24 protein-coding genes and 4 tRNA genes are annotated in these 25049 nt (G+C 58.6%); 23 read left to right on the forward strand and 5 right to left on the reverse strand.

The window, feature by feature from the left end; all coding sequences use genetic code 11:
* Nucleotides 1-68: 68 nt before the first annotated feature.
* Nucleotides 69-1148 (forward strand): ammonium transporter, encoded by a 1080-nt coding sequence (locus I6E74_RS07960; protein ID WP_197124549.1) that lies wholly within the window; start codon nt 69-71, stop codon nt 1146-1148.
* Here the strand turns inward: I6E74_RS07960 and I6E74_RS07965 are convergent.
* Both I6E74_RS07965 and I6E74_RS07970 read right to left on the reverse strand, forming a co-directional pair.
* A complete protein-coding gene (locus I6E74_RS07965; protein ID WP_197124552.1) occupies nt 1089-1901 on the reverse strand; it encodes an EI24 domain-containing protein in 813 nt (270 codons plus the stop codon). The two genes, I6E74_RS07960 and I6E74_RS07965, sit on opposite strands and share 60 nt — an antisense overlap.
* A gap of 80 nt (nt 1902-1981) precedes the next feature.
* Nucleotides 1982-2054, reverse strand: a tRNA-Val gene (locus I6E74_RS07970).
* Nucleotides 2055-2169: 115 nt separating this feature from the next.
* On the opposite strand from I6E74_RS07970, the gene I6E74_RS07975 reads away from it, so the two are divergent.
* The 18 genes from I6E74_RS07975 to I6E74_RS08060 all read left to right on the forward strand — a co-directional run bounded on the left by I6E74_RS07975 (nt 2170) and on the right by I6E74_RS08060 (nt 19121).
* Nucleotides 2170-2241: transfer RNA gene (locus tag I6E74_RS07975), tRNA-Gly, on the forward strand.
* A gap of 40 nt (nt 2242-2281) precedes the next feature.
* Nucleotides 2282-2352, forward strand: a tRNA-Cys gene (locus I6E74_RS07980).
* A 32-nt stretch (nt 2353-2384) separates the two neighbouring features.
* Nucleotides 2385-2456: transfer RNA gene (locus I6E74_RS07985), tRNA-Val, on the forward strand.
* A 105-nt stretch (nt 2457-2561) separates the two neighbouring features.
* The gene (locus I6E74_RS07990) at nt 2562-4421 is read left to right on the forward strand and encodes a glycosyltransferase (RefSeq protein ID WP_231604844.1); all 1860 of its coding nucleotides are present in this window, start codon (nt 2562-2564) and stop codon (nt 4419-4421) included.
* Nucleotides 4414-5568, forward strand: a complete 1155-nt coding sequence (locus I6E74_RS07995; protein ID WP_197124554.1) for a hypothetical protein — start codon at nt 4414-4416, stop codon at nt 5566-5568. Before I6E74_RS07990 ends, I6E74_RS07995 begins: the two co-directional genes overlap by 8 nt.
* Before the next feature lie 95 nt (nt 5569-5663).
* A complete protein-coding gene (thrS, locus tag I6E74_RS08000) occupies nt 5664-7577 on the forward strand; it encodes a threonine--tRNA ligase (protein WP_231601417.1) in 1914 nt (637 codons plus the stop codon).
* A 3-nt stretch (nt 7578-7580) separates the two neighbouring features.
* The gene (locus I6E74_RS08005) at nt 7581-8144 is read left to right on the forward strand and encodes an HIT domain-containing protein (RefSeq protein ID WP_197124558.1); all 564 of its coding nucleotides are present in this window, start codon (nt 7581-7583) and stop codon (nt 8142-8144) included.
* Nucleotides 8145-8194: 50 nt separating this feature from the next.
* A complete protein-coding gene (gene pdxS, locus I6E74_RS08010; protein WP_197109896.1) occupies nt 8195-9097 on the forward strand; it encodes a pyridoxal 5'-phosphate synthase lyase subunit PdxS in 903 nt (300 codons plus the stop codon).
* Nucleotides 9087-9698, forward strand: coding sequence for a pyridoxal 5'-phosphate synthase glutaminase subunit PdxT (gene pdxT, locus I6E74_RS08015; RefSeq protein WP_307784429.1), 612 nt, complete (start codon nt 9087-9089; stop codon nt 9696-9698). Before pdxS ends, pdxT begins: the two co-directional genes overlap by 11 nt.
* A gap of 18 nt (nt 9699-9716) precedes the next feature.
* The gene (locus I6E74_RS08020; RefSeq protein WP_197124563.1) at nt 9717-10331 is read left to right on the forward strand and encodes a hypothetical protein; all 615 of its coding nucleotides are present in this window, start codon (nt 9717-9719) and stop codon (nt 10329-10331) included.
* 51 nt (nt 10332-10382) lie between these two features.
* The gene (locus I6E74_RS08025) at nt 10383-11141 is read left to right on the forward strand and encodes a YebC/PmpR family DNA-binding transcriptional regulator (RefSeq protein WP_197124565.1); all 759 of its coding nucleotides are present in this window, start codon (nt 10383-10385) and stop codon (nt 11139-11141) included.
* Nucleotides 11142-11150: 9 nt separating this feature from the next.
* Nucleotides 11151-11768 (forward strand): crossover junction endodeoxyribonuclease RuvC, encoded by a 618-nt coding sequence (ruvC, locus tag I6E74_RS08030; protein WP_197125249.1) that lies wholly within the window; start codon nt 11151-11153, stop codon nt 11766-11768.
* Complete coding sequence (gene ruvA / locus I6E74_RS08035) at nt 11765-12382, forward strand: Holliday junction branch migration protein RuvA (RefSeq protein ID WP_197124567.1); 618 nt, start codon at nt 11765-11767, stop codon at nt 12380-12382. The genes ruvC and ruvA overlap by 4 nt, the downstream gene beginning before the upstream one ends.
* The gene (gene ruvB / locus I6E74_RS08040) at nt 12382-13410 is read left to right on the forward strand and encodes a Holliday junction branch migration DNA helicase RuvB (protein WP_197124569.1); all 1029 of its coding nucleotides are present in this window, start codon (nt 12382-12384) and stop codon (nt 13408-13410) included. Before ruvA ends, ruvB begins: the two co-directional genes overlap by 1 nt.
* A 64-nt stretch (nt 13411-13474) precedes the next feature.
* The gene (gene yajC, locus I6E74_RS08045) at nt 13475-13894 is read left to right on the forward strand and encodes a preprotein translocase subunit YajC (protein WP_197124571.1); all 420 of its coding nucleotides are present in this window, start codon (nt 13475-13477) and stop codon (nt 13892-13894) included.
* Nucleotides 13895-14003: 109 nt separating this feature from the next.
* Nucleotides 14004-15746: a protein translocase subunit SecD gene (gene secD, locus I6E74_RS08050; RefSeq protein WP_197124572.1), complete on the forward strand. Its 1743-nt coding sequence runs from the start codon at nt 14004-14006 to the stop codon at nt 15744-15746.
* Nucleotides 15746-16762, forward strand: a complete 1017-nt coding sequence (gene secF / locus I6E74_RS08055) for a protein translocase subunit SecF (RefSeq protein WP_197124573.1) — start codon at nt 15746-15748, stop codon at nt 16760-16762. The genes secD and secF overlap by 1 nt, the downstream gene beginning before the upstream one ends.
* 112 nt (nt 16763-16874) lie before the next feature.
* A complete protein-coding gene (locus tag I6E74_RS08060) occupies nt 16875-19121 on the forward strand; it encodes a bifunctional (p)ppGpp synthetase/guanosine-3',5'-bis(diphosphate) 3'-pyrophosphohydrolase (protein WP_197124574.1) in 2247 nt (748 codons plus the stop codon).
* Here the strand turns inward: I6E74_RS08060 and I6E74_RS08065 are convergent.
* The 3 genes from I6E74_RS08065 to I6E74_RS08075 all read right to left on the reverse strand — a co-directional run bounded on the left by I6E74_RS08065 (nt 19118) and on the right by I6E74_RS08075 (nt 21880).
* Nucleotides 19118-19690: a hypothetical protein gene (locus I6E74_RS08065; protein WP_197124575.1), complete on the reverse strand. Its 573-nt coding sequence runs from the start codon at nt 19688-19690 to the stop codon at nt 19118-19120. The genes I6E74_RS08060 and I6E74_RS08065 overlap by 4 nt on opposite strands.
* 82 nt (nt 19691-19772) lie before the next feature.
* Entirely contained in the window at nt 19773-21002 is a 1230-nt protein-coding gene (locus I6E74_RS08070) for a DUF349 domain-containing protein (RefSeq protein ID WP_197124576.1), read from the reverse strand.
* An 83-nt stretch (nt 21003-21085) separates the two neighbouring features.
* A complete protein-coding gene (locus I6E74_RS08075) occupies nt 21086-21880 on the reverse strand; it encodes a peptidylprolyl isomerase (protein WP_197124577.1) in 795 nt (264 codons plus the stop codon).
* A 152-nt stretch (nt 21881-22032) separates the two neighbouring features.
* Between I6E74_RS08075 and I6E74_RS08080 the strand changes: the two genes are divergently transcribed.
* The 4 genes from I6E74_RS08080 (at nt 22033) to I6E74_RS08095 (ending at nt 25014) form a co-directional block, all read left to right on the forward strand.
* Entirely contained in the window at nt 22033-23364 is a 1332-nt protein-coding gene (locus tag I6E74_RS08080; protein WP_197124578.1) for a replication-associated recombination protein A, read from the forward strand.
* A 252-nt stretch (nt 23365-23616) separates the two neighbouring features.
* Entirely contained in the window at nt 23617-24246 is a 630-nt protein-coding gene (rpsD, locus tag I6E74_RS08085; protein WP_010202678.1) for a 30S ribosomal protein S4, read from the forward strand.
* 118 nt (nt 24247-24364) lie between these two features.
* On the forward strand, nt 24365-24727 hold the full coding sequence (locus I6E74_RS08090) for a DUF948 domain-containing protein (RefSeq protein WP_197105708.1): 363 nt from the start codon (nt 24365-24367) through the stop codon (nt 24725-24727).
* A 59-nt stretch (nt 24728-24786) separates the two neighbouring features.
* A complete protein-coding gene (locus tag I6E74_RS08095; protein ID WP_197105707.1) occupies nt 24787-25014 on the forward strand; it encodes a hypothetical protein in 228 nt (75 codons plus the stop codon).
* The last annotated feature ends 35 nt before the right edge of the window (nt 25015-25049 follow it).

The following is a 25049-nucleotide window of genomic DNA, read 5'->3' on the forward strand; positions in this document are numbered from 1 at the left end:
GCGGCATGTCACGATCCGGGCGGTTTAGGGGAATCTGAGCGGTAACTGTCGAGCTGGGGAGGCTAGCGGTGGTCGGAGATGGAACAGCAGCAGCCATCGGTGTCGTAGCGCTCGTCCTGCTGTTTTTCTCGCTCGTTCTTCTGTACTCGAGCACTCTTCCGGCGGTCACATGGCGGCGTCTCGTTCTGGAGTCTCTGGCTTGCGCCGTGCCCGGAGCCGTGGCGTGGACATTGATCATTCCGGCATTGGGTATAAGTCTTCGACTGGTCATGATGCCTTCGCTGGCAGCCTTGGGCGCCGTGTGTTGTTTTCTCGTCACGCTCGTCTCCCGAAGCTCGGGAGCATCTCTCGTCCGAAGCGTCATCTTCAGCTGTTTCTGGGCGGTAGGCGTCTACGTTCCGATCGCCGTGCGCACTTTCGAGCCATTCGGCACGATTACCCCGTTCGGGTTGAATCCCATCGACCACGGTGGCGCTCTCGTCATGAGCGTTGCTGTAGGCGCGAGCATGTTGGCGGTGCTGGTCGTAGAACGACACTCTCTCATCCGTGGTGCACGAATGACCCTGCCGGTGCCCCTCGGGGTCGCCGCCCTTGTCGGGGTTGTCTTCTCCTGGCTCCTGTGGCTCGTAGGCGCCGAATTTGCGCTCGATGATGTTGTCGGTCTCATCGTCACCAACGGCGCTGTCAGCGCGGTTTTTGGCGTGATCGGGTGGGTGACGGTACAGCTGATCAACCATGGGGTTGTCGCGCTCAGGTCCTTGGCGGGAGGTGGCGTCAGCGGTCTCATCGCTGTCAGCGCCGGCGCTCCGCTTTTCACGCCGGTTTCAGCTGCGGTTGCGGGGTTGATCGCTGGAGCTGTTGCGTGCGCGTTCACGGTTCGAAAGGGTTCGCCGCTGGGGAACCAACTTCGTTTTCTGGTCAACGCTCATTTGATGGGCGGGAGCATTGGCGTGGTTTCGCTTGGCGTGCTCGCGACCGGGTCGGGGTTTCTGTTCACGGGGCAGACCTACATCGTCGAGCAACAGTTCCTGAGTGTTATTGCCACTGCCAGCTACGCCTTCGTGGTGTCGTCAGTCTTCTGGTGGTTGCTAGGCCGGATCAGGAATGGCGTTGGCGGACGTCGGCCGCGCATCCTCTCCCAGCGCTGAACGCGTCAGGAGTGTTGCGCCGGCGAGTGCGGCAGGCATCGCTACGACCGCACCTAGAGGGATCAGAAACACCAGATAGGTGGCAGCTCCGAAGCCCACTGCGCGGGCGCGAATGCCGCGAAGAGCGCGCCGCCGTGCAGCGAGGTGTATGCCACGGGCCTCAAACGGGATGTTGCCCAATTCGACGACGAGAAGCCAGCCACCGAGAAGGGCGCCGGCGGTCGCGGCGACAGCAGAGCCAACTTCGGGGATGAAGCCGAGCGCAAGGACAAGAATGGCCAACCCGACTGTGGGGATCAGTACTCGAATACCTTCCCCGATACCGCGCCGAAAGTCCTTCCAGAAGCCGAGGGGCTGCTGCGCTGGGGGAGCGCCGTTGATAGCGTCGACGTGCGCGGAGATCTTTCGGTAGAACGCGTCCCCCACCATCAGCGTCGTTGTCGTATACGTATTGACAACAATCAAGATGCTGGCAAGCACCACCGCTAAACCCGCAGCGAGCTGAGTTGCAGTCTGCGCGAGCTCTCCCCAGTCATTGGCGAACGGCGTCAAAAAGCTGGCCACCGACTGGATGTTCGCAAACAACGTGACGAGCACGGCAATCGCGATGACACCGACGATTGCTGCTGGCACCATGCCAAGCAACATGAGGCGAGGTGCCGTAATCCAAATTCGGAAACCTCGAAACAGAAAACTTGCACCAACGAAGAACTCGCGGATGACTGAAGGGCGTCTCTGCGAGGGAATGGCCATGAACCAAGGTTACTGGGCGAACGGTGCCAATTCGCCCGTCACAACAGGCTTGTTGGCTACCCTGATGGGGCATTATTCGGTGGGCGATACCGGACTCGAACCGATGACCTCTTCCGTGTGAAGGAAGCGCGCTACCAACTGCGCCAATCGCCCGCAGATCAATCTTCGCATATCTCGACGACACGCTCGCCACCGAATTGGAACTTCGCGCACTCTTCGTATACAGTCATCTAGCACGCGAAAACGGGTAACCGAATAGCTTGTAAATGCGGATGTGGCGCAGTGGTAGCGCATAACCTTGCCAAGGTTAGGGTCGCGAGTTCGAATCTCGTCATCCGCTCAAGTGGGAAGTGTCAGCCTCGCTGGCACTTTCCATGTGCGGTGGAGTGGCCGAGAGGCGAGGCAGCGGCCTGCAAAGCCGTATACGCGGGTTCAAATCCCGTCTCCACCTCGTAATGAGTGTTTTACGTAACTAAATAGCATGAGCGATTGGCGCAGCGGTAGCGCGCTTCCCTGACACGGAAGAGGTCGCTGGTTCGATCCCAGTATCGCTCACAGATGAAGCCCCGGTTCGCCGGGGCTTCTGCTTTTTAACCCGTTAGGCGTGCGGGTTTCAGCGTGGCACCCCCTAGCGGCCAGAGAATGCGCGACGATAGGGCCATGGGGAAAATCGGGGAACCATCGCAGCAAAGTGAAGCTTTTGTCCAGCTCTTGCTCGGTGAAGGGCTCGCAACCCACAGCCAAATCGCGGAAGCACGCGCTGTTAAAGCCCGCTCGGGTGTTCACATCGACCAAACGCTCGCCAGTCGCGGCCACCTCGATGACGCAACATTGGTGGACGTGATATCGCGAGTGTGGAACATTGAGCGAGCGCCGATGTCTGAGGTAGATGGTGACTTCGCCCGCCAATGGAGTGGACAGCTCTACATTGCCGAGAACTGGATGCCACTCCGCGAGCTGACTGACGGTCGTGCGCTTGTTGCGACGGCCCGTGTTCCGGATGAGGAGCGCAGCGAGCGGATCGCAGCCGCACTGGGGCGAGACGTCGTTTTTGTCGCGGCGACATCCGCCCAGATTTGGCACACGATCCTCGACGTTTTTGGGCCGCTGATCGCTGATCAGGCCGCGAATGAGTTGTGGAACCGCAACCCGGTGTTGTCGGCCCGCACGGTTGCGTCACGTGGCCAAAAAATTGGGTTCATCCTTTTGCTGATCGTCTTTGTGGTTGCTTTGGTTCTCTGGCCGGCGATCACAGTGATCTCGCTCATCGCAATAACGAGCCTGGTATTTCTCGCCGGCACAGCTTTCAAGTTCTTTATCTCTTTGCGCGGAGCACGTTTCGATCTAGTCGAACGAGTCTCCGATCGCGAGGTCGAAGAACTCAATGACGATGACCTGCCGCGATACACGGTGCTTGTGCCGGTCTTCAAAGAGGCAAATATCGTCGCTCAGCTCGTCAAGAATCTCGGCGATATCGATTGGCCGACAAATCGGCTTGAGGTTTTCGTGTTGATTGAAGAATCGGACGATGAGACGAGGGCCGCGTTCGAAGCCAGTTCCCCTCCCGATCATTTTCAGATCATCACGATTCCCGCAGGCCATCCCCAGACGAAGCCGCGTGCGTGCAACGTCGGGCTATTTTTTGCCACGGGGGACTACCTCGTCATTTTTGATGCCGAAGATACTCCGGAACCTGACCAGCTCAAGAAGGCGTATATCTCCTTCCAGCGTGGCGGAGAGAAGACGGTCTGTGTTCAGGCCGCGTTGAACTATTTCAACTCGCGCGAAAATATTTTGACCCGGATGTTCTCGCTCGAGTACGGCTATTGGTTCGACTACATGTTGTCTGGCCTTGATTCGCTCGACCTTCCCATCCCACTTGGCGGCACCTCGAATCATTTCCGCACTGAGGCCCTCAAGAGCCTGGGCGGGTGGGATCCGTACAACGTCACCGAAGACGCCGATCTGGGCATTCGGGCGAGTGCCCTCGGCTACCGGGTCGGTGTGGTGAATTCAGCAACGATGGAAGAAGCCAACAAGTCGATTCCCAACTTTATCCGGCAACGTAGTCGATGGATCAAGGGCTACATGCAGACGACTCTCGTGCATGCGCGTCGGCCCGTAGCCCTCTTGAGGGAGATCGGCTTCTGGCGTTTCTGCAGTTTCGTCTTGCTCATCGCGGGCACTCCAGCAACCTTCTTGGGGGTGCTGCCGTTTTATATCCTCACGGTGCTTTCGCTCGTGCTCCCCACCGAGCTTGTCGGGCAGTTCTTTCCTGTCTGGTTGCTGTGGGTGTGCTTCCTTAACTTCATCATCGGCAGCTCGATCATGGTGTATTTGTCGATGATGGGGCCCTATAAACGGGGAACATTCGCGCTCGTTCCTTGGGCGCTACTGAATCCCTTGTACTGGATTCTGCACTCGATCGCGTCCTACAAGGCGCTCTGGCAGCTCATCACGAAACCGCACTACTGGGAGAAGACGGAGCATGGCCTGACGAGCCAGACCAATCATGAGTGAGCCGCTGACGAACACGCGGGCGCTTCGTATCGCGACCCGACCTCCACGGACTCGCCTCGATGTTTGGCCGCGACGAACTCATCGCCGCTGGCTGCTCCGTGGCATCTTCGCTCTTCCCTACGTCATCTTCGCGGTCGTCGTGTCCGCGCTGGGAGCGACGGACTCCCCGAACGCCACGCTTGTTGCGCGAGCTACCCAGATCGATTGGGAGCGGGCAGATGCCCAATGGTTGGGAGAGATCTTCCCGCCCATCAGCACCTTGCTCGCGGCATTTGTGCCTGGTGGGGCGCTGACGCTTTCGATTATCGGAGCGCTGAGCGCCGGAGTCTTCCTGCAGAAGCTCATTGAGATCATGGTGCAGCGGCGCTTCGCGCGATCGACGATCGTTATTCTCATGATGGCCCTCGCGCTTAACCCCCTCTTTTTCTACAACGCGACGCAAAACTACGCAGCCTTTCTGGGGCTTCTTCTTTTCGGGCTTGGACTGTCACACATCGTGAGATTTGTGACGTGGGGTAACACAGAGTCTGGTTTTCGCGTCGGAATCTACTTCATGGTCGCGGTGCTCACCGATGTGACAGCACTCGTTTACGTCACTGCTGCGGCGCTCTCCGCGCCTATCCTTCGCCATCGTCGCGTGGGAGTAGTTGGCGCTCGACGGGCAAACGCGCTCGTCATTCTTTATCCCGCCGTCTCCGCGCTCATTTCCCTCGCCGTTCTCAACGCTCTCTTTCTTGGGCGTCCTTTCGCCGGGGCCACTCAGTCGGCGTTTACTGGATTCGGCGATCGACTCGTTGTCGTTGGCCAATTCTTTAGCACTACTGAGGGCCTATTCGTGATTGCACCCCTCGTCAGTGCATGGCTGGTTGCGCTCATTGTTCGCAGGCCCGGTGCGATCATTATTTCGACCCTAGTTTTTGCTGCCTTTATCGTCGGGTTCGCCCTCGGACTCTTGCCTAACGGCTCCACTGGAAATATTTTCATGGCGATGACGCTTCTCGCTATCGCCCTTATCCCCACTGCTCGAAGCGCCAGGGGAACGCTGATGATCTCGCTCGTGGGGGTTTTGCAACTCCTGATTGGGTGGGCCAACGCGCTTACCAGTACGGCGCTTGCTCTGTGGGCGAGCCAAATCTTTGGCGGCTAGAGCATTTAGTGACGCGGGGTTGTCGGTATCGCCACTAAAGTTATTGTGTGAGTAAGACTGGATTCGACCTATTTACCGACCGCAACGTCGTCGCCATGCGCGTCAACGGTGAGTTGAAAGACCTCGCCTCGACGGTGACCGACACGGATGAGGTCGACGCCGTCACTATCGACTCGCCCGACGGACTCAACATCCTTCGCCATTCAGCGGCACACGTCGCAGCGCAGGCTGTTCAGACGATCAATCCTGCGGCGAAGCTGGGTATCGGCCCGCCGGTGACTGACGGTTTCTACTACGACTTTGATGTCGAAGAACCGTTTACGCCCGAAGACCTGAAGGCGATCAGCAAGGCGATGGATCGCATCATTCGTCAGGGGCAGCGCTTTCAGCGACGCGTTGTAACAGAAGCTGAAGCCCGTGCAGAGCTCGCGGACGAGCCATACAAACTTGAACTCATTGGTCTTAAAGGCGCCGTCGCCGAGGGTGATGCGGATGCCGACAACGAATCGGTCGAGGTCGGCGGTGCCGAACTCACCATCTATGACAACGTCGACGGCAAAACGGGCGAGGTTTACTGGAAAGACCTCTGCCGCGGACCGCACCTGCCGAATACCCGCATGATCGGTAACGGCTGGTCGCTCACGCGTACCGCCGCAGCCTACTGGCGTGGTTCTGAGAAGAACAAACAGCTCCAGCGTGTGTATGGCACTGCGTGGCCGACGAAAGACGAGCTTCGTGAATACCAAGCTCGTCAAGAGGAAGCGCTCAAGCGCGACCATCGCAAGCTTGGTGCTGAGCTAGACCTGTTCTCCTTCCCCGACGAAATCGGTTCGGGTCTCGCTGTGTTCCACCCCAAGGGCGGAATCATTCGTCACGAGATGGAGAACTATTCGCGCACGCGTCACCTGCAGGAGGGCTACTCGTTCGTCAACACTCCTCACATCACCAAGGCGGCGTTGTTCGAGACCTCCGGTCACTTGGGTTGGTACAAGGACGGCATGTTCCCGCCGATGCACCTCGATGAGGGCCGCAACGAAGAGGGCGAGATCACTCGTCAGGGCGCTGACTACTACCTCAAGCCCATGAACTGCCCAATGCACATCCTGATTTACAAGTCGAGCGGACGCTCGTACCGTGACTTGCCGATGCGCCTCTTTGAGTTCGGCACCGTGTACCGCAATGAAAAGTCTGGTGTTATTCACGGCCTCACGCGTGTTCGCGGCCTCACTATGGACGACGCGCACATTTTCACTACCAAGGAGGGGATGAAGGAGGAGCTGACCAACACCCTCAACTTCGTTCTTTCCTTGCTGCGCGACTACGGTCTCACCGACTTCTATCTCGAACTGTCAACGAAAGATCCTGAGAAGTACGTCGGTGATGACGACGTGTGGGACGAAGCGACGCAAACCCTCGCTGAGGTTGCAGCCGAGTCCGGTCTGGAACTTGTTCCTGACCCGGGTGGTGCGGCCTTCTATGGCCCCAAGATCTCTGTTCAGGCTCGCGACGCCATCGGACGTACGTGGCAGATGTCTACCGTGCAGCTCGACTTCAACCTTCCGGAGCGTTTCGAGCTCGAATACACGGCGGCGGACGGTTCACGCCAACGCCCCGTGATGATCCACCGTGCACTGTTCGGCTCGATTGAGCGCTTCTTTGGAGTGCTCACCGAGCACTATGCCGGCGCGTTCCCTGTCTGGCTGTCGCCGGTCCAGGTTGTCGGCATCCCGGTTGCTGAAGCTTATGAAGAGTACCTGGGCGGCGTTATCGATCAGCTCAAGGCGCTCGGCGTCCGCGCCGAGCTAGATGACTCGAGTGAGCGCATGCAGAAGAAGATCCGCACTCACACGAAGTCGAAGATCCCGTTCCAGCTCATTGCTGGAGAACAGGATCAGGCTGCCGGTTCAGTGAGCTTCCGCTTCCGTGATGGAACTCAGGAGAATGGCATTCCAATTGCGGATGCGGTTACGCGCATCACTGACGCGATCGCGACGCGAGCGCAGGTTTAGTTCGTGCGCGACTACGACGGTTCGGAGTTGCCTGCGGGGGAGTCGAGTTCTGACTTCGCCGCGGTGCCCGACGCCTTTCAGCGACTCTGGACACCGCATCGTATCGCCTACATCTTGGATCAGTCGCAGCCTGACAAGGACGACTGCCCCTTCTGCGTTGCGCCGACCCTTGACGACGAGAAGGCGCTTATTGTCGCGCGCGGTGAGCACGCTTTCGTTCTGCTCAACCTCTTCCCCTATAACAGCGGCCATCTCTTGGTGTGCCCCTATCGGCACGTGCCCTTGTACGACGAAGCGACGGATGAGGAGACGGCAGAGATCGCGTCGCTCACTCAGACAGCGATGCGAGTGCTCCGCGAAACGTCGAAGGCTCACGGTTTCAATATCGGGATGAATCAGGGTGCGCTAGCAGGCGCCGGTATCGCTAATCACCTGCATCAGCATGTTGTTCCGCGGTGGGCAACTGACTCGAACTTCTTCCCGATTGTGGCCGGAACGAAGGCCATTCCTCGGCTGCTTGGTGAGGTTCGCGAAGAACTGGCGAAGGCCTGGCCGACGAACCACTGAGTTCAAATTGGCTGCATTCTTTTGAGGGCTCCGGTCTTAGCGTTGTAGCTATGAGCGAGAACACTTCATCCAACGAATCCGGTACGAGCCGCGTTAAGCGCGGACTGGCAGAAATGCTTAAGGGTGGCGTCATCATGGATGTCGTCAACGCTGAGCAGGCAAAGATCGCTGAGGATGCCGGCGCTGTTGCCGTCATGGCCCTCGAGCGCGTTCCTGCTGACATCCGTTCGCAGGGTGGAGTAGCTCGCATGAGTGACCCCGACCTCATCGACGGCATCATCGACGCAGTTTCAATCCCCGTTATGGCCAAGGCCCGAATCGGACACTTCGTTGAAGCTCAGGTTCTTCAGGCGCTCAAGGTTGACTACATCGACGAGTCCGAGGTGCTGAGCCCCGCAGACTACGTCAACCACATCGATAAGTGGAACTTCGACGTTCCCTTCGTCTGTGGCGCAACCAACCTGGGCGAGGCGCTTCGTCGCATCACCGAGGGTGCTGCGATGATCCGCTCAAAGGGCGAGGCGGGCACGGGCGACGTTTCTGAGGCGACCAAACACATCCGCACTATCAAGGGCCAGATCAACGAACTGCGCTCGAAGTCTGCTGACGAACTGTACGTTGCGGCTAAGGAACTTCAGGCTCCCTATGAGCTCGTGCGCGAAATCGCGGAGACGGGAAAGCTTCCCGTTGTACTCTTCACGGCCGGCGGCGTAGCAACTCCCGCCGATGCTGCTCTGATGATGCAACTCGGTGCCGATGGAGTCTTCGTCGGGTCCGGAATCTTCAAGTCGGGCAACCCGGCGCAGCGCGCGGCCGCAATTGTGAAGGCGACGACCTTCTTCGATGACCCGAGCGTTATTGCTGCTGCCTCGCGCGGACTCGGTGAGGCCATGGTTGGCATCAACGTGTCTGACCTTGCTGCTCCCCACCGTCTCTCTGAGCGTGGCTGGTAGTCACACAGTCGATCAGCTCCCTATCGGAGTATTAGCTCTCCAGGGTGACTTCCGTGAGCACCTCGCTGTGCTCGAACTGCTGGGCGAAACCGCAATCGCGGTCAAGACCGCTCAGCAGCTTGAGCATATTGCTGGACTCATCATTCCCGGCGGAGAGTCGAGCGTGATCGACAAGCTCTCTCGTCTCTATGGGCTGTATGACCCGATACGCGAAGCGATTGCGGGCGGACTTCCGGTCTATGGCACGTGTGCGGGGCTGATCATGCTGGCTGACACTGTGCTCGATTCGATCGACGGGCAACGGTCTTTTGGCGGGCTGGATGTCGTGGTGCGCCGTAACGCGTTCGGGTCACAGACTGACTCCTTCGAGACAGACATCCGCGTTCCAGAGTTGGGCGACGTGCCCGTGCACGCGATATTCATTCGGGCCCCGGTAGTGGAATCCGTGGGGGCGAAAGCACGAGCAATTGCCACGCTCGACGACGGCAGGATTGTGGCTGTTGAGCAGGGGAACGTTCTCGGAACGTCCTTTCATCCAGAGATCACCGGCGACACTCGTTTTCACGAGTACTTTATTTCTCGCGTGCGCGCCAGCGGATAGATCCTGCATCATGGGGGAATGCAACTGTATGCAGATCACCCCGCCCGCAGAGCTCGCCAGGTCACGGTCGACGTGCTTTCGCTTGCTTTTATCGTTGTGTGGATTGCGATTGCCGTGTGGATCTATCAACTCATCGCAGCCTTCCAGCAGCTTGGTGTCCAGATGCAGGATGCCGGTGCCGGTTTTCGGTCGACGATGGTGGAACTAGGGGACACCCTCGGCGCCGTTCCCTTGATCGGATCCGGCATCCGCACCCCATTTGATGGCGCGAGCGATGCCGGAGCTGCATTGGAGGCCGCAGGCCAGAGTCAGCAGGAGACCGTTCTGGCTGCGGCAACGTTAGTTGGAGTGTTTATCGGTGTGGTTCCGGTTGTGCTGATTTTGCTCGTCTGGTTGCTGCCGCGGGCTCGCTTCGCGGTACGCGCTAATGAAGCTAGGAAGCTTCTCGCCACTCCCGGTGGCGCCGATTTGCTTGCGCTTCGGGCGCTCGGCTCGCAGAATTTGACGGCTTTGTCTCAGGTCTCTGCGCACCCGGCCGCCGAGTGGCGGGCAGGAAATACCACGACCGTTGCGCTGCTAGCCCAACTCCAATTGAGCGAGCTCGGCGTGCGCACGAGAGTCGATCGGTCGTAGGGCGGGGATTCGCGCACGCGAGACTGCTCAAGGCCGGATAGAATAGCCGTCATGTCAGGGCATTCTAAATGGGCAACTACCAAGCACAAGAAGGCGATTACTGATTCTCGCCGCGCGAAGTCATTCGCGAAATTGATCAAGAATATCGAGGTCGCTGCCAAGATTGGCGGAGCGGATCTTGCGGGCAACCCGACTCTTGTCGACGCTATTCAAAAGGCTAAAAAGACGTCGGTTCCCAATGACAACATCGATCGTGCGGTCAAGCGTGGCTCCGGCCAGCTTGGCGACGCCATCGAGTATCTCAACATCATGTACGAGGGCTACGGTCCCAACGGTGTTGCTCTCCTGGTCGAATGTCTTACCGACAACAAGAACCGCGCCGCGGCCGATGTTCGCACGATCATGAGCCGCAACGGTGGCTCGTTGGCCGATCCCGGCAGCGTTGCTTACAACTTTGAACGCAAGGGCGTCATCTCGATCACCAAGACTGAGGGCGTCACTGAAGACGACATTCTCATGGCAGTACTCGACGCCGGTGCTGAAGAAGTTATGAACCACGGTCAAGGCTTTGAAGTCATCACCGATACAGCTCACCTTGTTGAGTCGCGTAACGCGCTTCAAGAGGCTGGCATCGACTATGACGCCTCGGAGGCCGAGTTCGTTCCGAACGTCAAGGTCGAAGTTGATGCAGACACGGCGCGCAAAGTGTTCAAGTTGATTGATGCGCTTGAAGAGTCGGACGACGTTCAGAACATCTACTCTAACTTTGACATCACGCCTGAGGTTCAAGCCGAGCTTGACGAGGACTAGTCGGTGACGCTGCGTGTGATCGGGATCGATCCCGGGCTCACGCGGTGCGGCATCGGCGTGGTCGATGTTGCGCCCAATCGTCGTGCGACTTTGGTGTACGTCGGGGTAGTCCGTACTCCGCCAGCGATGGCATTGGAAGAGCGGTTGCGCGAGATCGGTGACGGTATTGACGCCATCATCGCCGAGTTCGCTCCGCAGCAGCTCGCCCTTGAGCGAGTCTTCGCCCAAAACAATGTGAGCACAGTGATGGGCACGGCCCAGGCCAGTGGCGTCGCGATGTATGTCGCCGCACGTCACGGCATCCCGGTGACGTTGCATACGCCTACCGAAGTGAAGCTTGCCATCACGGGATATGGCGGTGCGGAGAAAAAGCAAGTAGGCGCCATGGTCGCGCGAGTGCTCGGTCTTGCCGAAGCGCCGAAACCAGCAGATGCCGCAGACGCGTGTGCTCTGGCAATCTGTGGTGCGTGGAAGAGCGGCCCTGGTTTCGCGGCAGCACCTGTCCCAGCTGGCCGCGGCGCGAGGGACGCAACGCCGGCATCGTCACGCTCAACCGGGCTCACCCCCGCTCAGGAGGCGTGGCGGTCAGCAGAGAAGTCAGCGGGTGCTCGTAGGCTGAACCTATGATTTCTTCCCTTCGTGGCACCGTTCTCGCCGCGGTCGGAACTTCGCTGGTTGTTGAGGTCGGGGGAGTCGGCCTGAGCGTGAGCGTAACTCCCGAACACGCCTTGTCCGTGCGTGTAGGCGCTGAAGCCCAACTCAACACAGCGTTAATCGTGCGAGAAGACGATTTAGCCCTCTATGGTTTTCGCACGACTGACGAGCTCGAGGTATTCAACTTGTTGCGTGGTGTCACCGGCGTGGGGCCCAAGAGCGCGATGGGCGTGCTGGCGGCGTTGGCCCCCGACGATGTGGCGCGCGCGGTTGCTGAAGAAAACGACTCCGCATTCCGCAAAGTGTCGGGTATCGGGCCCAAGACCGCCAAGCTCATCGTGCTGAACTTGGCAGGCAAGCTCATCGTGTCCGCACGCCGACCCGCTGCTGCCGCGCTGCGTTCCACCTCTGTGTCCGAACAGGTGTCATTGGCGCTCCAAGGTTTGGGCTGGGCAGAGAAACTTGCGCAACCCGCAGCGGAGGGTGCCGTTCAGGATGCCGACGAGTCGGAGCAGAGTGATGTGCAGGCCATTCTTCGTCGTGCACTGCTGCTCGTTGGTTCGCAGACCGGCAAGGCTGGTCTCTAATGCTGAATAACGACGACGTCGTCACTTCAGGCGTCGAGTCGGATGCCGAACTCGCTTTCGAGGGTGCCCTGCGCCCCAAGTCTCTTGACGAGTTTGTCGGGCAGACCAAAGTGCGCGGACAACTTCAATTGCTCTTGCGTGCGGCTGCGATGCAGAATCGCACCGCAGACCACATTCTTCTTGCCGGCCCTCCTGGGCTCGGCAAGACTACGTTGGCGATGATCGTCGCCCATGAGAGCGACCGCCCGCTGCGCATGTCGAGCGGCCCTGCAATTCAACATGCTGGTGATCTGGCGGCGGTGTTGTCGTCGCTGCTTCCCGGCGAAGTGCTCTTTATTGATGAGATTCATCGCATGGCACGCTCCGCAGAGGAGATGCTCTACCTCGCGATGGAAGACTTCCGCATCGACATCATGGTGGGTAAGGGGGCGGGAGCGACATCCATCCCGCTCGATATCGCGCCCTTTACTCTCGTCGGTGCCACGACGCGGTCGGGTCTTTTGCCGAACCCGTTGCGCGATCGTTTTGGTTTTACAGCCCACCTCGAGTTCTACGATGAGGGGGAACTCGAGCGAGTGTTGGCTCGAGCCGCCACGATGCTGGAACTCGATATCGATAAAGAAGCGATTGCGGAGATTGCCGGACGTTGTCGGGGCACTCCTCGTATTGCCAATCGCTTGCTCCGGCGGGTGCGCGACTATGCGCTCGTCAACGGAATTCCTGCCAGCACTGATGCGGTACGCGCGGCACTCGAACTGTACGACGTCGACGAGCGTGGCCTCGATCGTCTTGACCGCGCCGTCATGCACACGGTGCTCAGTCGCTTCGATGGGGGACCAGTCGGGCTTAGTACCCTTGCGGTTTCGGTTGGTGAAGAAGCCGAGACAGTCGAGTCAGTAGTCGAGCCGTTCCTGGTTCGGATCGGATTGCTGTCTCGCACGCCGCGGGGCCGAGTGGCGACGCGCGCAGCGTGGGAACACTTTGGAATGGCTGACAGGAATTCGTCGCTGTTCAGTGATGAACTATAGTTTTACTGGCTTAACACGCGCATCAGCTTGAGCGCCAGGCCCACAGACCACCGAAAGGTACCTCATGGATCCTCTTTCTATTGCGATGCTCGCCATCCTCGGCGTGCTCATCTTCTTTATGTTCCGCAACAGTCGCAAGCGCAAAGCTCAGATGGAAGAGTTGCGTGAGCAGATGGTTCCTGGCGTCGAGGTTATGACCAACTTTGGTCTCTTCGGAACTCTCATCACTATGGACACTGTCAAGAACGAAGCTGAGATCGAAATCAGCAAGGGTGTAATCGTTAAGGTTCACAGCCAGACTCTTGCGAAGGTTGTCGCTGAAGACGCCGTCGAAGATGGCGCTCCTCGCTCGGTCGAGGAAGCAATGGAGATCGCTAACCGCGAAGCGGAAGAACGCGAAGCCGCTGGCGAAGCTGCTGTGTCCGAGACCGACCCAGAGTTCGGCGAGCTTTCCGACTCCAAAGACGACAAGTCCTCCAAATAGAAGTACCAGTCCTGGTAACCCACTAGTGTTGAGAGTCGTCCTCCCCGGGGGCGACTGTCCAACGGCGTGCGATCCTGCACTGCTCTGTCAAGAAAGCTGAGTCAAATAGGTGGCAAGAACAACCCCTGTGAAAAACGCGTGGCGAGCCATCGTCTGGCTCACAGCACTCACGGTGGGGCTCACCGTTTTGATCGGTGCTGGCTCCATGTTTGGCTCGGCCTCATGGGCCCCGAAGCTAGCGCTTGACCTTGAGGGCGGAACGCAAATTGTTCTCGCTCCTCAACTCGAGAGTGGCCAGACGGTAACCGGCGAGCAACTCGCGCAGGCCGTATCGATCATTCGTGATCGAGTTGATGCGAGTGGTGTTGCTGAAGCAGAGGTGACTACTCAAGGCGCCAGCAACGTTGTGGTGTCGATCCCCGGCATTCCGGATGAAGAGACGCTCAAGCGCATTCAGTCGTCCGCAAAGCTCGAGTTCCGCCCGGTTCTGTACACGGATGTCGCTCCTACGGCGACGGCGACAGAAACGCCCGATCCCACAGACACCGCTACCGCTGACGGCGAAACGGCAACTCCTACTCCCGAGCCCACGCTCGCGACTACGCCGACTGCAGTTCCTACCGACGCCAGTGACCTCAACTGGATTACTGAGGCGCTGTTCGACGATTTCACCAACTTCGATTGTGCGTCGCTCGACAACTTCAGCGTTGCGCCCGCTGCCGAGCCGCTCATCACGTGTGACTCTGACGGGCTCTACAAGTACATCCTCGGCCCCGTAGAGGTTGAAGGAAGCACGATCACAGACGCGTCCAGTGGACTTGTGACAAGCTCGCAGGGCGTCAGTACCGGGCAATGGGGCGTATTCCCCACGTTCAACGCTGAAGGCACTGCGGACGTCGCCGAGATGACGACCCGCCTCTTCGGCTTCGATGAGACAGACCCCCGCAACCGTTTCGGAATCGTTCTTGATGGTCAGGTCATTTCGGCTCCGACCACGCAGGGAATCATCACGGGCGGTAACCCACAGATCTCCGGAAGCTTTACGCAAGAGTCTGCCGAGATCCTTGCTGACCAGCTCAAGTTCGGTGCGTTACCTATCGGCTTCGAAGTTCAGAGCAGCGAAAACATTTCGGCAACCTTGGGTAGCAACCAGTTGAACTCTGGTTTGATCGCCGGACTCATCGGTCTCCTTCTCGTTGTCATCTACTCGCTCTTCCAATACCGACTTCTTGGTCTGGTCACGGTGGCGTCGCTCATCGTCGCTGGAGTACTCACGTACCTGGTGATTGCGTACCTGTCGTGGCGTCACGGCTACCGCCTCTCGCTCGCTGGTGTTGCTGGGCTTATCGTGGCCATCGGATTCACTGCGGACTCCTTCATCGTCTACTTCGAGCGGATTCGAGACGAACTCCGTGATGGACGTTCGTTGACTGGTGCGGTCGAGGCAGGCTGGAAGCGCGCATTGCGCACGATCTTCGCTGCTAAGGCTGTCAACCTGCTTTCCGCTGTGGTGCTCTTTGTTCTTGCCGTGGGCAACGTTCGAGGTTTCGCGCTCACCCTGGGAATTACGACAGTCATCGACGTTCTGGTTGTAGTGCTGTTTACGCACCCGGTCTTGCAATTACTTGCGACCACCCGGTTCTTCTCGAGCGGTCACCGCTTGAGCGGGCTCGATCCCAACGCGCTCGGGGCCATCTATCGTGGGCGAGCACAATTCCGCACCCCGGTCGCCTCGAAGAACAAGACGGGCGCCAGCCGTGAAGCTGCGCGTCGACAGACTATTGCCGAACGTAAGGCTGCTGAGCTGACAGGCACTTCATCTGATGCCAGCTCAGATGGAAAGGACTCCTGATGGCTAGCTTCTCTAAATTCGGCAACGACCTCTACACCGGCGATGTATCGATCAACTTCATCGGTCGCCGCAAGGTTTGGTACACGCTCGCAGCGGTATTGCTTGCAATTTCTATCGTCGTGCCAGCGCTGCGCGGCGGTTATGTCTTCGGTATCGAGTTCACCGGTGGATCGCAGTTTCAGATTGACTCCGTTGAGCAGCTTTCGGATCCGGACGCCAACGCGGAAGCGCAGACGCTGGCAACCGACACTGTTATTGATGTTGTAGCGGATGCTGACCCCAAGGTCACAGTTATCGGCACTGGCTCGCTTCGTATTCAGACGGAGCAGCTCGAGACCGACGAGTCGAACGCCGTGCGCGATGCGCTTGCTGATGCCTTCGGCGTTGATAACGACCTTGTAGCTGCGTCCTTTGTCGGCCCCTCGTGGGGTGCTGACATCACGAGTTCAGCCCTTCGTGCACTCATCGTCTTTATCGCTCTCGCAGCTGTCATGATGGCGATCTATTTCCGAACCTGGAAGATGTCGATCGCTGCAATGATCGCTTTGCTTCACGACATCGTGATCACTGCTGGTGTGTATGGCGTGTTCGGTTTCGAGATCACGCCGTCGGCGGTGATCGGATTCCTTACGATCCTGGGCTTCTCGCTGTATGACACGGTTGTGGTGTTCGACAAGATCCGAGAGAACACGTCAGAAGACGGCTCCGAGTCTCGCCGCACCTTCGCAGAATCGGTGAACCTCGCGGTAAACCAGACTCTCGTGCGTTCCATTAACACGGGTGTCGTTGCTGCGCTGCCTGTCGCCGCCATCTTGTTCATCGGTGCGTATGTGCTGGGAGCAGGAACGCTTCGTGACATCGCTCTCGCGCTGTTCATTGGAATTATTGTCGGCACCTATTCCACGATCTTTATCGCGGCTCCGCTCTATGCCCAGTTCCGCCAGAACGAGCCAGCGATCCTTAGCCGCACCAAGCGGCTAACCGCTGCCCGTGCTGCAGACAAGGGCGGCAAGTAGCCACTGTGTGCGAACGAACGGTTGTTCGTGCGCAAGCAAAAACGCCCGCTCGTTGCGGTCGTGAACTTCGTGCCATCAAACGCGTCCTAGAATCGATTTAGGAGGTAGCGGAATGAGCGATTCGCAGCAGTCATCAGCTTCTTTTCGCGCGCTCCTTCCGCGTCTATTCTCGCGAGCTCAACCGGCGGGTTCGGTCGAGAAGCTTCTGCGCACCGTCAAGGCGAGTCACCCCAAGGCAAACCTTGCTCTGATCGAGCGAGCATATGCTGCAGCATTTAGGGCGCATGACGGCCAGAAGCGTAAGAGCGGTGAGCCGTACATTACCCACCCCATCGCCGTTGCGCAGATTCTTGCGGAGCTGGGTATTGGTGAGAAGACGATTGCTGCTGCGCTCCTGCATGACACGGTAGAAGACACCGAGTATTCTCTCGACGAGCTTCGCCTCGAGTTCGGCGATGAGATCGCCATGCTCGTTGATGGAGTCACCAAGCTCGACAAGGTCAAATACGGTGATAGCGCTCAGGCGGAAACTGTTCGCAAGATGATCGTCGCGATGTCGAAAGACATTCGCGTACTCGTAATTAAGCTTGCCGACCGTCTCCACAATGCGCGTACGTGGGGCTTTGTTCCCCGGGAGTCTGCCTCGCGCAAGGCGCAAGAGACCCTTGAGATTTACGCGCCACTCGCGCACCGGCTTGGTATTCAGGCGATGAAAACTGAGCTTGAGGATCTTTCCTTCGCGGTATTGCATCCCAAGATCTATGTCGAGATTGAAAGCTTGGTCTCCAAGCGAACCCCGCAACGTGACCAATTCGTCAAGCAGGTTATCGCGTCGGTAAAAGACGACCTCAGAACTTCACGGATCAAGGGAACCGTCGCCGGCAGGCCCAAACAGTATTACTCGATTTACCAAAAGATGATTTTGCGTGGTCGCGAGTTTGACGAGATTTACGATCTCGTCGGTATCCGAGTGCTCGTGAATTCGGTACGCGATTGCTATGCAGTGCTCGGATCGATCCACGCGCGCTGGAATCCGATTCCGGGTCGTTTCAAGGACTACATCGCAACTCCCAAGTTCAACCTGTATCAGTCACTTCACACCACAGTCATCGGTCCAGATGGCCGTGCCGTCGAGATCCAAATTCGTACGAACGAGATGCACCATCGAGCTGAATTTGGCGTCGCTGCGCACTGGAAGTACAAGGACCGCGCTGCGGGTAAGGCGATCGAGTCGGGTCCTGCAGACAATGACATGGCGTGGCTCGCGCACATCACTGACTGGCAGGCAGAAACCTCTGACCCCAGTGAGTTCCTTGAGTCGCTTCGCTTCGAAATTGGCGCCAAAGAGGTGTACGTCTTCACGCCTCAGGGCAAGGTGATTGGCCTACCCGCAGGCGCTACCCCTGTCGACTTTGCCTACGCAGTGCACACGGAAATTGGCCACCGCACCATGGGCGCCAAGGTCAACGGCCGTCTGGTTCCTCTGGAGACGGAACTCAACAGCGGGGACTCCGTCGAAGTCTTCACATCGAAGAGTCCGGATGCGGCACCAAGCCAGGACTGGCTTGGCTTCGTGAAGAGCACGCGTGCGCGCAATAAAATCCGCGCCTGGTTCACGAAGGAACGCCGAGACGAGGCTATCGAGCAAGGCAAAGATGCCATCGCTCGAGCGATGCGCAAGCAGAATATGCCGCTTCAGAAGCTCATGAGCCAGGAGTCCTTCGCGGAACTGGCTGCGAACATGCGCTACGAAGACGTCTCCGCGCTGTACGCAGCGGTTGGCGAGGGGCATATCTCGACCCAATCGGTTATCGAGAAGCTAGTCGGTTCTCTCAGTTCCGGAACTGAAGAAGACGATGGCGAACTAACCTTCCCCGCAGCCGGCAAGTTGCGACCGTACAAGCATTCAGATTCCGGAATTCTGGTGCGCGGTGCCCCGGACATTCTGGTGAAGTTGGCGCGCTGTTGCACTCCCGTTCCTGGCGATGAGGTTGTCGGTTTCGTCACTCGTGGAGCCGGCGTTTCAGTTCACCGAGCGGACTGCAAGAACGTGCAGTCGCTTCTCGACGAGCCAGAGCGCATGATCGAGGTCGAGTGGGCCCCGACGTCAAAGAGTTTGTTCCTCGTCCAAATCCAAGTTGAGGCTCTCGACCGGGCCGGACTGCTCTCCGACATCACCAAAGTGCTCAGCGAGACCCATGTGAACATCCTCTCCGCGACCGTGAATACGTCAACGGCCCGACTCGCGATCAGCAAATTCGTATTCGAGATGGGCGACACCACTCACTTGGACCGCGTGCTCAATGCCGTACGGCGCGTAGATGCCGTCTACGACGTCTACAGGGTCAATAGCGGCTAACTCGCTGAGGCCAGCGGTGCGGGGGACTCGAGTGCCGCCAATCGCGCAAGAGCGATGCGCTTCTGCGGCAAGTTTCGGCGCGCAGTGAGGGAATCGACGCAGTGCTCGAAGTTGAGTTTGCCCTCCGTCATTAGCACTCTGACCGCTGCCTCTTGTCGTGGCCCGAACGGTTCGCTAAAGCGGACAAGATCGAGCACAGTACGCAGCCGTGAAGTGACGCTGACGCCAGACACCGTATCGATGTCGTCGTCGGTGATCACGACTTCTCTGAGCACTGCGTTCAAACTAGGGTGCGGGCGAGTGCGTGCGCCGATAGCGACGCACAACTGATGGCGAGGTGGGGGATTTAGGGCAGCACCCCATACCCACGCAGCGGTCATCTGTTCCGCAATGATTCGGGCGTCGAGGACCACCCCGAGCGCTCGCGCCCGCAGATGAATCGTGTCGAACTCATCAATGGGGCAGAAGCACTGGTCGAGAGCGAACAGCTCACCGTCGAGCGCGGCACATTGCAGTTCCGCTAGCGGCAAATCGATCGAGCTCAACACTGGGGGGAGTCGTGGTGTCATGTCTCTATCGTGCGGTCGGAAGCAACCGCACGAGAGCCAGACCTGCGATTCGGTGGAGAACTAATCGCCTGTGGAGAACAAGCTACTTGAGGGCGCCCAACCATGCCTTGCGAGCATCGAGTGCGTCTTGTGCTGCAGCAATCTTCTTCGCATTGCCGGTCGCCTGGGCGTCGGCGAGTTCGGCCTCAAGCTTGGCAATAGCTTCGTTGAGTTGACCCAAGAAGCCCTCTGACCGTTCTTGACGTTCGGGGTTGTTCTTGTGCCAGTGATCCTCGTCGAGCTTGCGAACGGCAGCCTCAACCTTGCGGAGACGCTCTTCGGCAGTCTTGATCTTGTCGCGGGGAACTTTGCCAATCTCATCCCAGCGCTTTTGGATCGAGAGCAGAGTCTTCTTCGCGTGCACGCGATCTGTGGCTTTCAGCAGCGGCTCAGCTTCCTCGAGCAGCGCTTTCTTCAGTTCCCAATTTGCGGTGAACTCGACGTTGTCTTGTGCTTCAACCTCTGACTTGGCAGCGTAGAGCACGTCGCCAGCCTGCTTGAATTTGGCCCAGAGGGCGTCGTCAAACTTCTTGCCTGCGCGGCCGGCAGCCTTCCAGCTATCGAGGAGTCGACGATATGTATGGATGCCCTCGACGCCCTGCGCCGCGAGAGATTCTGCTTCATCGACGAGAGCTTGCTTGTCGGCGCGAGCCTTTTTGTGGGCGGAATCTAGTTCTGCGAAAAACGCGCGGCGGTGGGTATCGATCGTGCTGCGTGCCGCACGGAATCGTTTCCACAGCTCATTAGCTTCGTTCTTGGGCAGGCGAGGGCCGTCGGCTTGGTGAGCCTTCCAGCGCGCAAAAATGTCGTCCATTTGCGCGGTGACTTGCTTCCACTGCGCTTTGGCCGGATCGCCAGCAGCGAGTGTCTCTGCTTCAACAACGAGTGCGCTACGGGCAGCAATTGCCTCCGTGAGGGCAGCTTTTGCTTCTTCGCTCTGCTGTTCGGTGAGCTTTGATACAGAACCGCCAAGCGCCTGCACTCGCGTCAGCAGCGCTGCGAGGTCGCCGACGGCGTTCGCTGTGGCAATCGACTCGTTGAGGGCTGTAACAGCTTTCGCAACGTCAGAGGCGGGAGCGCCGTTCTTGACCCGCTGTTCAAGTAACGTCACTTGTCCAGCAAGTTCGTGATACTTGCGGGTGAAGTAGGCCAATGCCTCTTCGGGAGTTCCGTCAGGGTACTGGCCGACGGCACGTTCGCCGTCCGCCTCGCGGACGAATACGGTGCCGGTCTCGTCGACGCGGCCCCACTCGTTCTGGTTCTCTGTAGCCAATTACTTCACCTTGCTGCTTATGCCGGAAGTTGCTGCCGGGTTACCCAAGCTTAGGACAACCGTGCTCACGGTCGCTGACGCTGTTATTGGATCGTGAAGCCCGTGATGCTCGTGGCAGTCACCGGAGCCCCGTCTTGGGCATCGTCAACGATGCCGCCAGCGACGATCTCTGATTGGAGAGCGTCGAGTCCAGAGGTGACCTGACCCACGATGCTGTAGCCGCCAGCAGTGTCATCAGGAATGATCGCGTCGTCGAAGACGATGAAGAACTGGCGACCATTCGAGAACGCGTTGTCGCCAGTTCGTGCCATGGCGATTGTGCCAGCGGGGTAGAAACCGCCAACGCCAGAGTTCTCAACGGGGCCGTAGGCGTAGTCGGGGTCACTGGCACCCGTGCCATCGAGCGAGCCACACTGAATCAAGCCTGCATTGTCGGTGACGACCATCCGGTGACACGTGGTGCCGATGTAATAATCGGACGCCGCGGAGTCTACGAGGGATGCCACGGCTTGCGGTGCTGCTGCACCATCGAGTTCGATGCCGAGTGCGACATCGTTGAGAATGAGTTCGCCGGTCCACATGCGGGCTTCGGCGAGAGCAGGATCCGGAACATCCCCGACGTTGCCGGATTCAGTGGCTTCAGGCTCTTCGGTAAACGACGGTGCTGGCTCGGGAGTACCCGGGCCGGCGGAGAAGTAGAAGACCTGAGCGGTGGCTACGAGCGCGATGATGACGAGCCCGACACCCACAGCGAGAACGTTGTCGCGCTTGCGACGGGCTACGGTTTGTTCGTGAACGGACCCACGCGCAGTGTAGAGGCGCAGCCGTTCTCGAGCCTCTCGTTGCTCGCGTGAATGCTTCTTGCTGGATGCCACCATTACTCCTTGAAGAATCGCGGACGTCGCCGCTGTCGTAGGAACGCCACAATGAACCTTACGGTCTCGCGGGAATCTCAGCCAAACGCCACGACGCCGGAACGTAATGAAGCTGTGCTGTGCAGACGGTCAGTGCTGGCGATTACCATTGAGGTATGGATGCTTCCGCAACTCTGCACAGCGGAGCAACGCCTCTCGCAGTGCGCATGCGGCCGCTGACTCTCGATGAGATCGTCGGTCAGAAGCATTTGTTGCAGCGTGGATCGCCGCTGATGAGCCTCGCGAACGACGCTGAAGGCAGTCATGGTTCGGCATCCATCATTTTGTGGGGGCCTCCCGGCACGGGAAAGACCACCATCGCTAAGGCGATTGCGCGCGGTTCTCAACGCAAGTTCGTTGAGCTTTCTGCGGTCACCGCCGGCGTGAAAGATGTACGTCAAACCATGGAGGAGGCGCTCACGGCGCGCGATCTTTATGGTGTGTCTACTGTTCTCTTCCTTGATGAGATTCACCGTTTCACTAAGGCGCAACAGGATGCGTTGCTTCCTGGGGTAGAAAACGGCTGGGTCATTCTGATCGCGGCGACGACTGAGAACCCATCGTTCTCCGTAATTTCACCGCTGCTGTCGCGGTCCCTGTTGTTGACGCTCAACCAACTCGATGACAACGATCTGGGGGACTTGGTCGATCGTGCGGTCTCAGACCCCCGAGGACTTCGGGACGCGGTGGTGCTCGAGCCTGAGGCGCGCGCGCTCCTTATCCGCTTGTCATCCGGAGATGCGCGCCGGGTGCTGACTGCGCTCGAAGCCTCCGCTGTTTCTGCATCGAATGACGAAGACGCAGCAACGCCAGCGGTAGTGACGGCGGAACATGTCGCGAATGCTGTTGACCGCGCCCTATTGCGCTACGACAGAAACGGTGATGAACACTACGACGTGATCAGCGCCTTCATTAAGTCTGTGCGTGGTTCCGATGTCGATGCCGCACTCCATTACTTGGCACGCATGATCGAAGCGGGAGAGGATCCCCGTTTCATTGCGCGGCGCGTGATTATTAGCGCCGCAGAAGATGTGGGCGTTGCCGACCCTCAAGCGCTTGTGATTGCCGTAGCGGCCGCGGATGCGGTGCAGCTCATCGGAATGCCCGAAGGGCGCATCCCGCTGGCAGAAGCTGTTGTCTATCTCGCAACGGCTCCCAAATCGAATGCTGCCTATACCGCTTTGGATGCAGCGATCGCCGATGTGCGTGCTGGCAAGATTGGCCGGGTGCCTAAGCCGCTGCGCGATGCCCACTACCCCGGTGCCAAGCGGTTAGGTCACGGAAAGGGCTATCGCTATTCTCACGACTCAGAGTTCGGAGTGGTGAAGCAGGAGTACCTTCCCGATGTGCTGAAAGGTACCGAGTATTACACTCCGACGAACAACGGCAACGAGCGCGAAGTGTCTGCCCGGCTCGCGAAACTGCGAGAGATTATTCGGGGCGAATAACTGCCTCAACTCGCTCTTTGGCTCGGTGTGGCGAGTCGTGGTTCACGGGGGACTGACGTGATAGAGTTACACGTCCCAACGATACGGTTTCGGCGCGCGGCTGCAATGAAATCGAATATCGCGGAACACCGGTCTGTAGCCGACCAGGTTCCCTAGGGTCATCCCTCTACTTCGTCTGGTGTGTTGTGTACGCGCGTTCGCGTGCGAGTGATCGCCAGATTGTTCTTACTTGAATCAATCGAAAAGGATCCTGTGTCTACTAAGTCACGTACCCGTAGCAAGACTCGCCTGTCGCGCGCGTTGGGCATTGCCCTCACGCCGAAGGCTGCCAAGTACCTCGAAAAGCGCCCCTATGCTCCCGGTGAGCACGGCCGCACCAAGCGCAAGCAGGACAGTGACTATGCTGTTCGCCTTCGCGAGAAGCAGCGTCTGCGTGCCCAGTACGGCATCCGTGAAGCTCAGCTGAAGATTCAGTTCGAGGAAGCTCGCAAGACCGCTGGCCTGACCGGTGAGAACCTGGTTGAGCAGCTCGAAATGCGTCTCGACGCTCTGCTCGTTCGTTCGGCTATCGCTCGCACGACCGCACAGGCTCGTCAGATGATCGTTCACCGCCACATCTTGGTTGACGGCCAGCTCGTCGACCGTCCCTCGTTCCGCGTCAAGCCGGGACAGCTCATGCACGTCAAGGCTCGCAGCGAAGGCATGGAAATCTTCCAGGTCGCTGCAGCTGGCGGACACGTGGATGTTCTTCCGAAGACTCCTGGTTACCTCGAAGTTGAAATCGACAAGCTGCAGGCACGTCTCGTACGTCGCCCCAAGCGCGCCGAGGTTCCGGTGACCTGTGAAGTTCAGCTCGTTGTTGAGTACTACGCAGCACGCTAACTATTGAAAGAAAGGGCCGGAGCTTTTGCTCCGGCCCTTTCTTGGTTTGCAGCGGAGTTCGGCACAATTGTCGAATACCGTGTACTTGTACCTTTTCTTCAGATTGACGGGAGTAACCATGACTGGTGGAGATATCGCAGGGCTCATTGCGGCCGGAGTGTTCGCAGTGCTGGTGGCATTGCTCGCTGTTCCTCTTCTCAAGCTGGGGAAGGTCTTTGACGAAACGAGCACCGCTATCCGTGGGGTGAGCGATAATCTCGATCCCATGCTGACGGAGGCCACAACAACGATTTCGGAAACCAACCGTCAAATCGCGCGCGTGGACGCCATCACTCGCAATGTGGAAGAAACGACGGGCAACATTTCTGCCCTCGTCGCCCTTGGCGCAGCCACCGTTGGCGGCCCGTTGATTAAAATCGCAGGTTTCAGCGCCGGAGTTCGGGCCGCGGTGCTGAGCCTTCGCCCTAAGCGCCGTCGCTGAGGCATCGAAACCGCCTAAGCTAATACGGTTCGTGTTACCCCCAATCTGAAGGAGAAATCATGAAAGGCGCAGTCCTTTTCGTCGTTGGAATTGCCGTTGGGTTCGTGGCAGCACACCAAGTCGCAAAAACGCCAGAGGGAAAGCAGTTCTTCTCCGACGTTGATAGCAAAGCTCGTGAGTTCACTAGCGCTGTTGTCGATGGCTATCGCGAACGTGAAGCAGAGCTTCGCGACGCTGTAGCAGATGTCGAAGAAGCAGTAGCTGACTTCTCTCAGCGTTCTAAGTAACATCATCAGGGCCCTTGGGCCGCATCATTGAGTTC

It is taken from the genome of Salinibacterium sp. SWN139, from assembly GCF_015864625.1.
Lineage (GTDB): Bacteria > Actinomycetota > Actinomycetes > Actinomycetales > Microbacteriaceae > Rhodoglobus.

Excerpts from the sequence above, each read along its gene's own strand:
- I6E74_RS07965 (WP_197124552.1), bottom strand. The coding sequence starts at position 1,901 with ATGGCCATTCCCTCGCAGAGACGCCCTTCAGTCATCCGCGAGTTCTTC.
- I6E74_RS07990 (WP_231604844.1), top strand. The coding sequence starts at position 2,562 with ATGGGGAAAATCGGGGAACCATCGCAGCAAAGTGAAGCTTTTGTCCAG.
- I6E74_RS07995 (WP_197124554.1), top strand. The coding sequence starts at position 4,414 with ATGAGTGAGCCGCTGACGAACACGCGGGCGCTTCGTATCGCGACCCGA.
- thrS (WP_231601417.1), top strand. The coding sequence starts at position 5,664 with ATGCGCGTCAACGGTGAGTTGAAAGACCTCGCCTCGACGGTGACCGAC.
- pdxS (WP_197109896.1), top strand. The coding sequence starts at position 8,195 with ATGAGCGAGAACACTTCATCCAACGAATCCGGTACGAGCCGCGTTAAG.
- I6E74_RS08020 (WP_197124563.1), top strand. The coding sequence starts at position 9,717 with ATGCAACTGTATGCAGATCACCCCGCCCGCAGAGCTCGCCAGGTCACG.
- I6E74_RS08025 (WP_197124565.1), top strand. The coding sequence starts at position 10,383 with ATGTCAGGGCATTCTAAATGGGCAACTACCAAGCACAAGAAGGCGATT.
- ruvA (WP_197124567.1), top strand. The coding sequence starts at position 11,765 with ATGATTTCTTCCCTTCGTGGCACCGTTCTCGCCGCGGTCGGAACTTCG.
- ruvB (WP_197124569.1), top strand. The coding sequence starts at position 12,382 with ATGCTGAATAACGACGACGTCGTCACTTCAGGCGTCGAGTCGGATGCC.
- yajC (WP_197124571.1), top strand. The coding sequence starts at position 13,475 with ATGGATCCTCTTTCTATTGCGATGCTCGCCATCCTCGGCGTGCTCATC.
- secF (WP_197124573.1), top strand. The coding sequence starts at position 15,746 with ATGGCTAGCTTCTCTAAATTCGGCAACGACCTCTACACCGGCGATGTA.
- I6E74_RS08060 (WP_197124574.1), top strand. The coding sequence starts at position 16,875 with ATGAGCGATTCGCAGCAGTCATCAGCTTCTTTTCGCGCGCTCCTTCCG.
- I6E74_RS08065 (WP_197124575.1), bottom strand. The coding sequence starts at position 19,690 with ATGACACCACGACTCCCCCCAGTGTTGAGCTCGATCGATTTGCCGCTA.
- I6E74_RS08075 (WP_197124577.1), bottom strand. The coding sequence starts at position 21,880 with ATGGTGGCATCCAGCAAGAAGCATTCACGCGAGCAACGAGAGGCTCGA.
- I6E74_RS08080 (WP_197124578.1), top strand. The coding sequence starts at position 22,033 with ATGGATGCTTCCGCAACTCTGCACAGCGGAGCAACGCCTCTCGCAGTG.
- I6E74_RS08090 (WP_197105708.1), top strand. The coding sequence starts at position 24,365 with ATGACTGGTGGAGATATCGCAGGGCTCATTGCGGCCGGAGTGTTCGCA.
- I6E74_RS08095 (WP_197105707.1), top strand. The coding sequence starts at position 24,787 with ATGAAAGGCGCAGTCCTTTTCGTCGTTGGAATTGCCGTTGGGTTCGTG.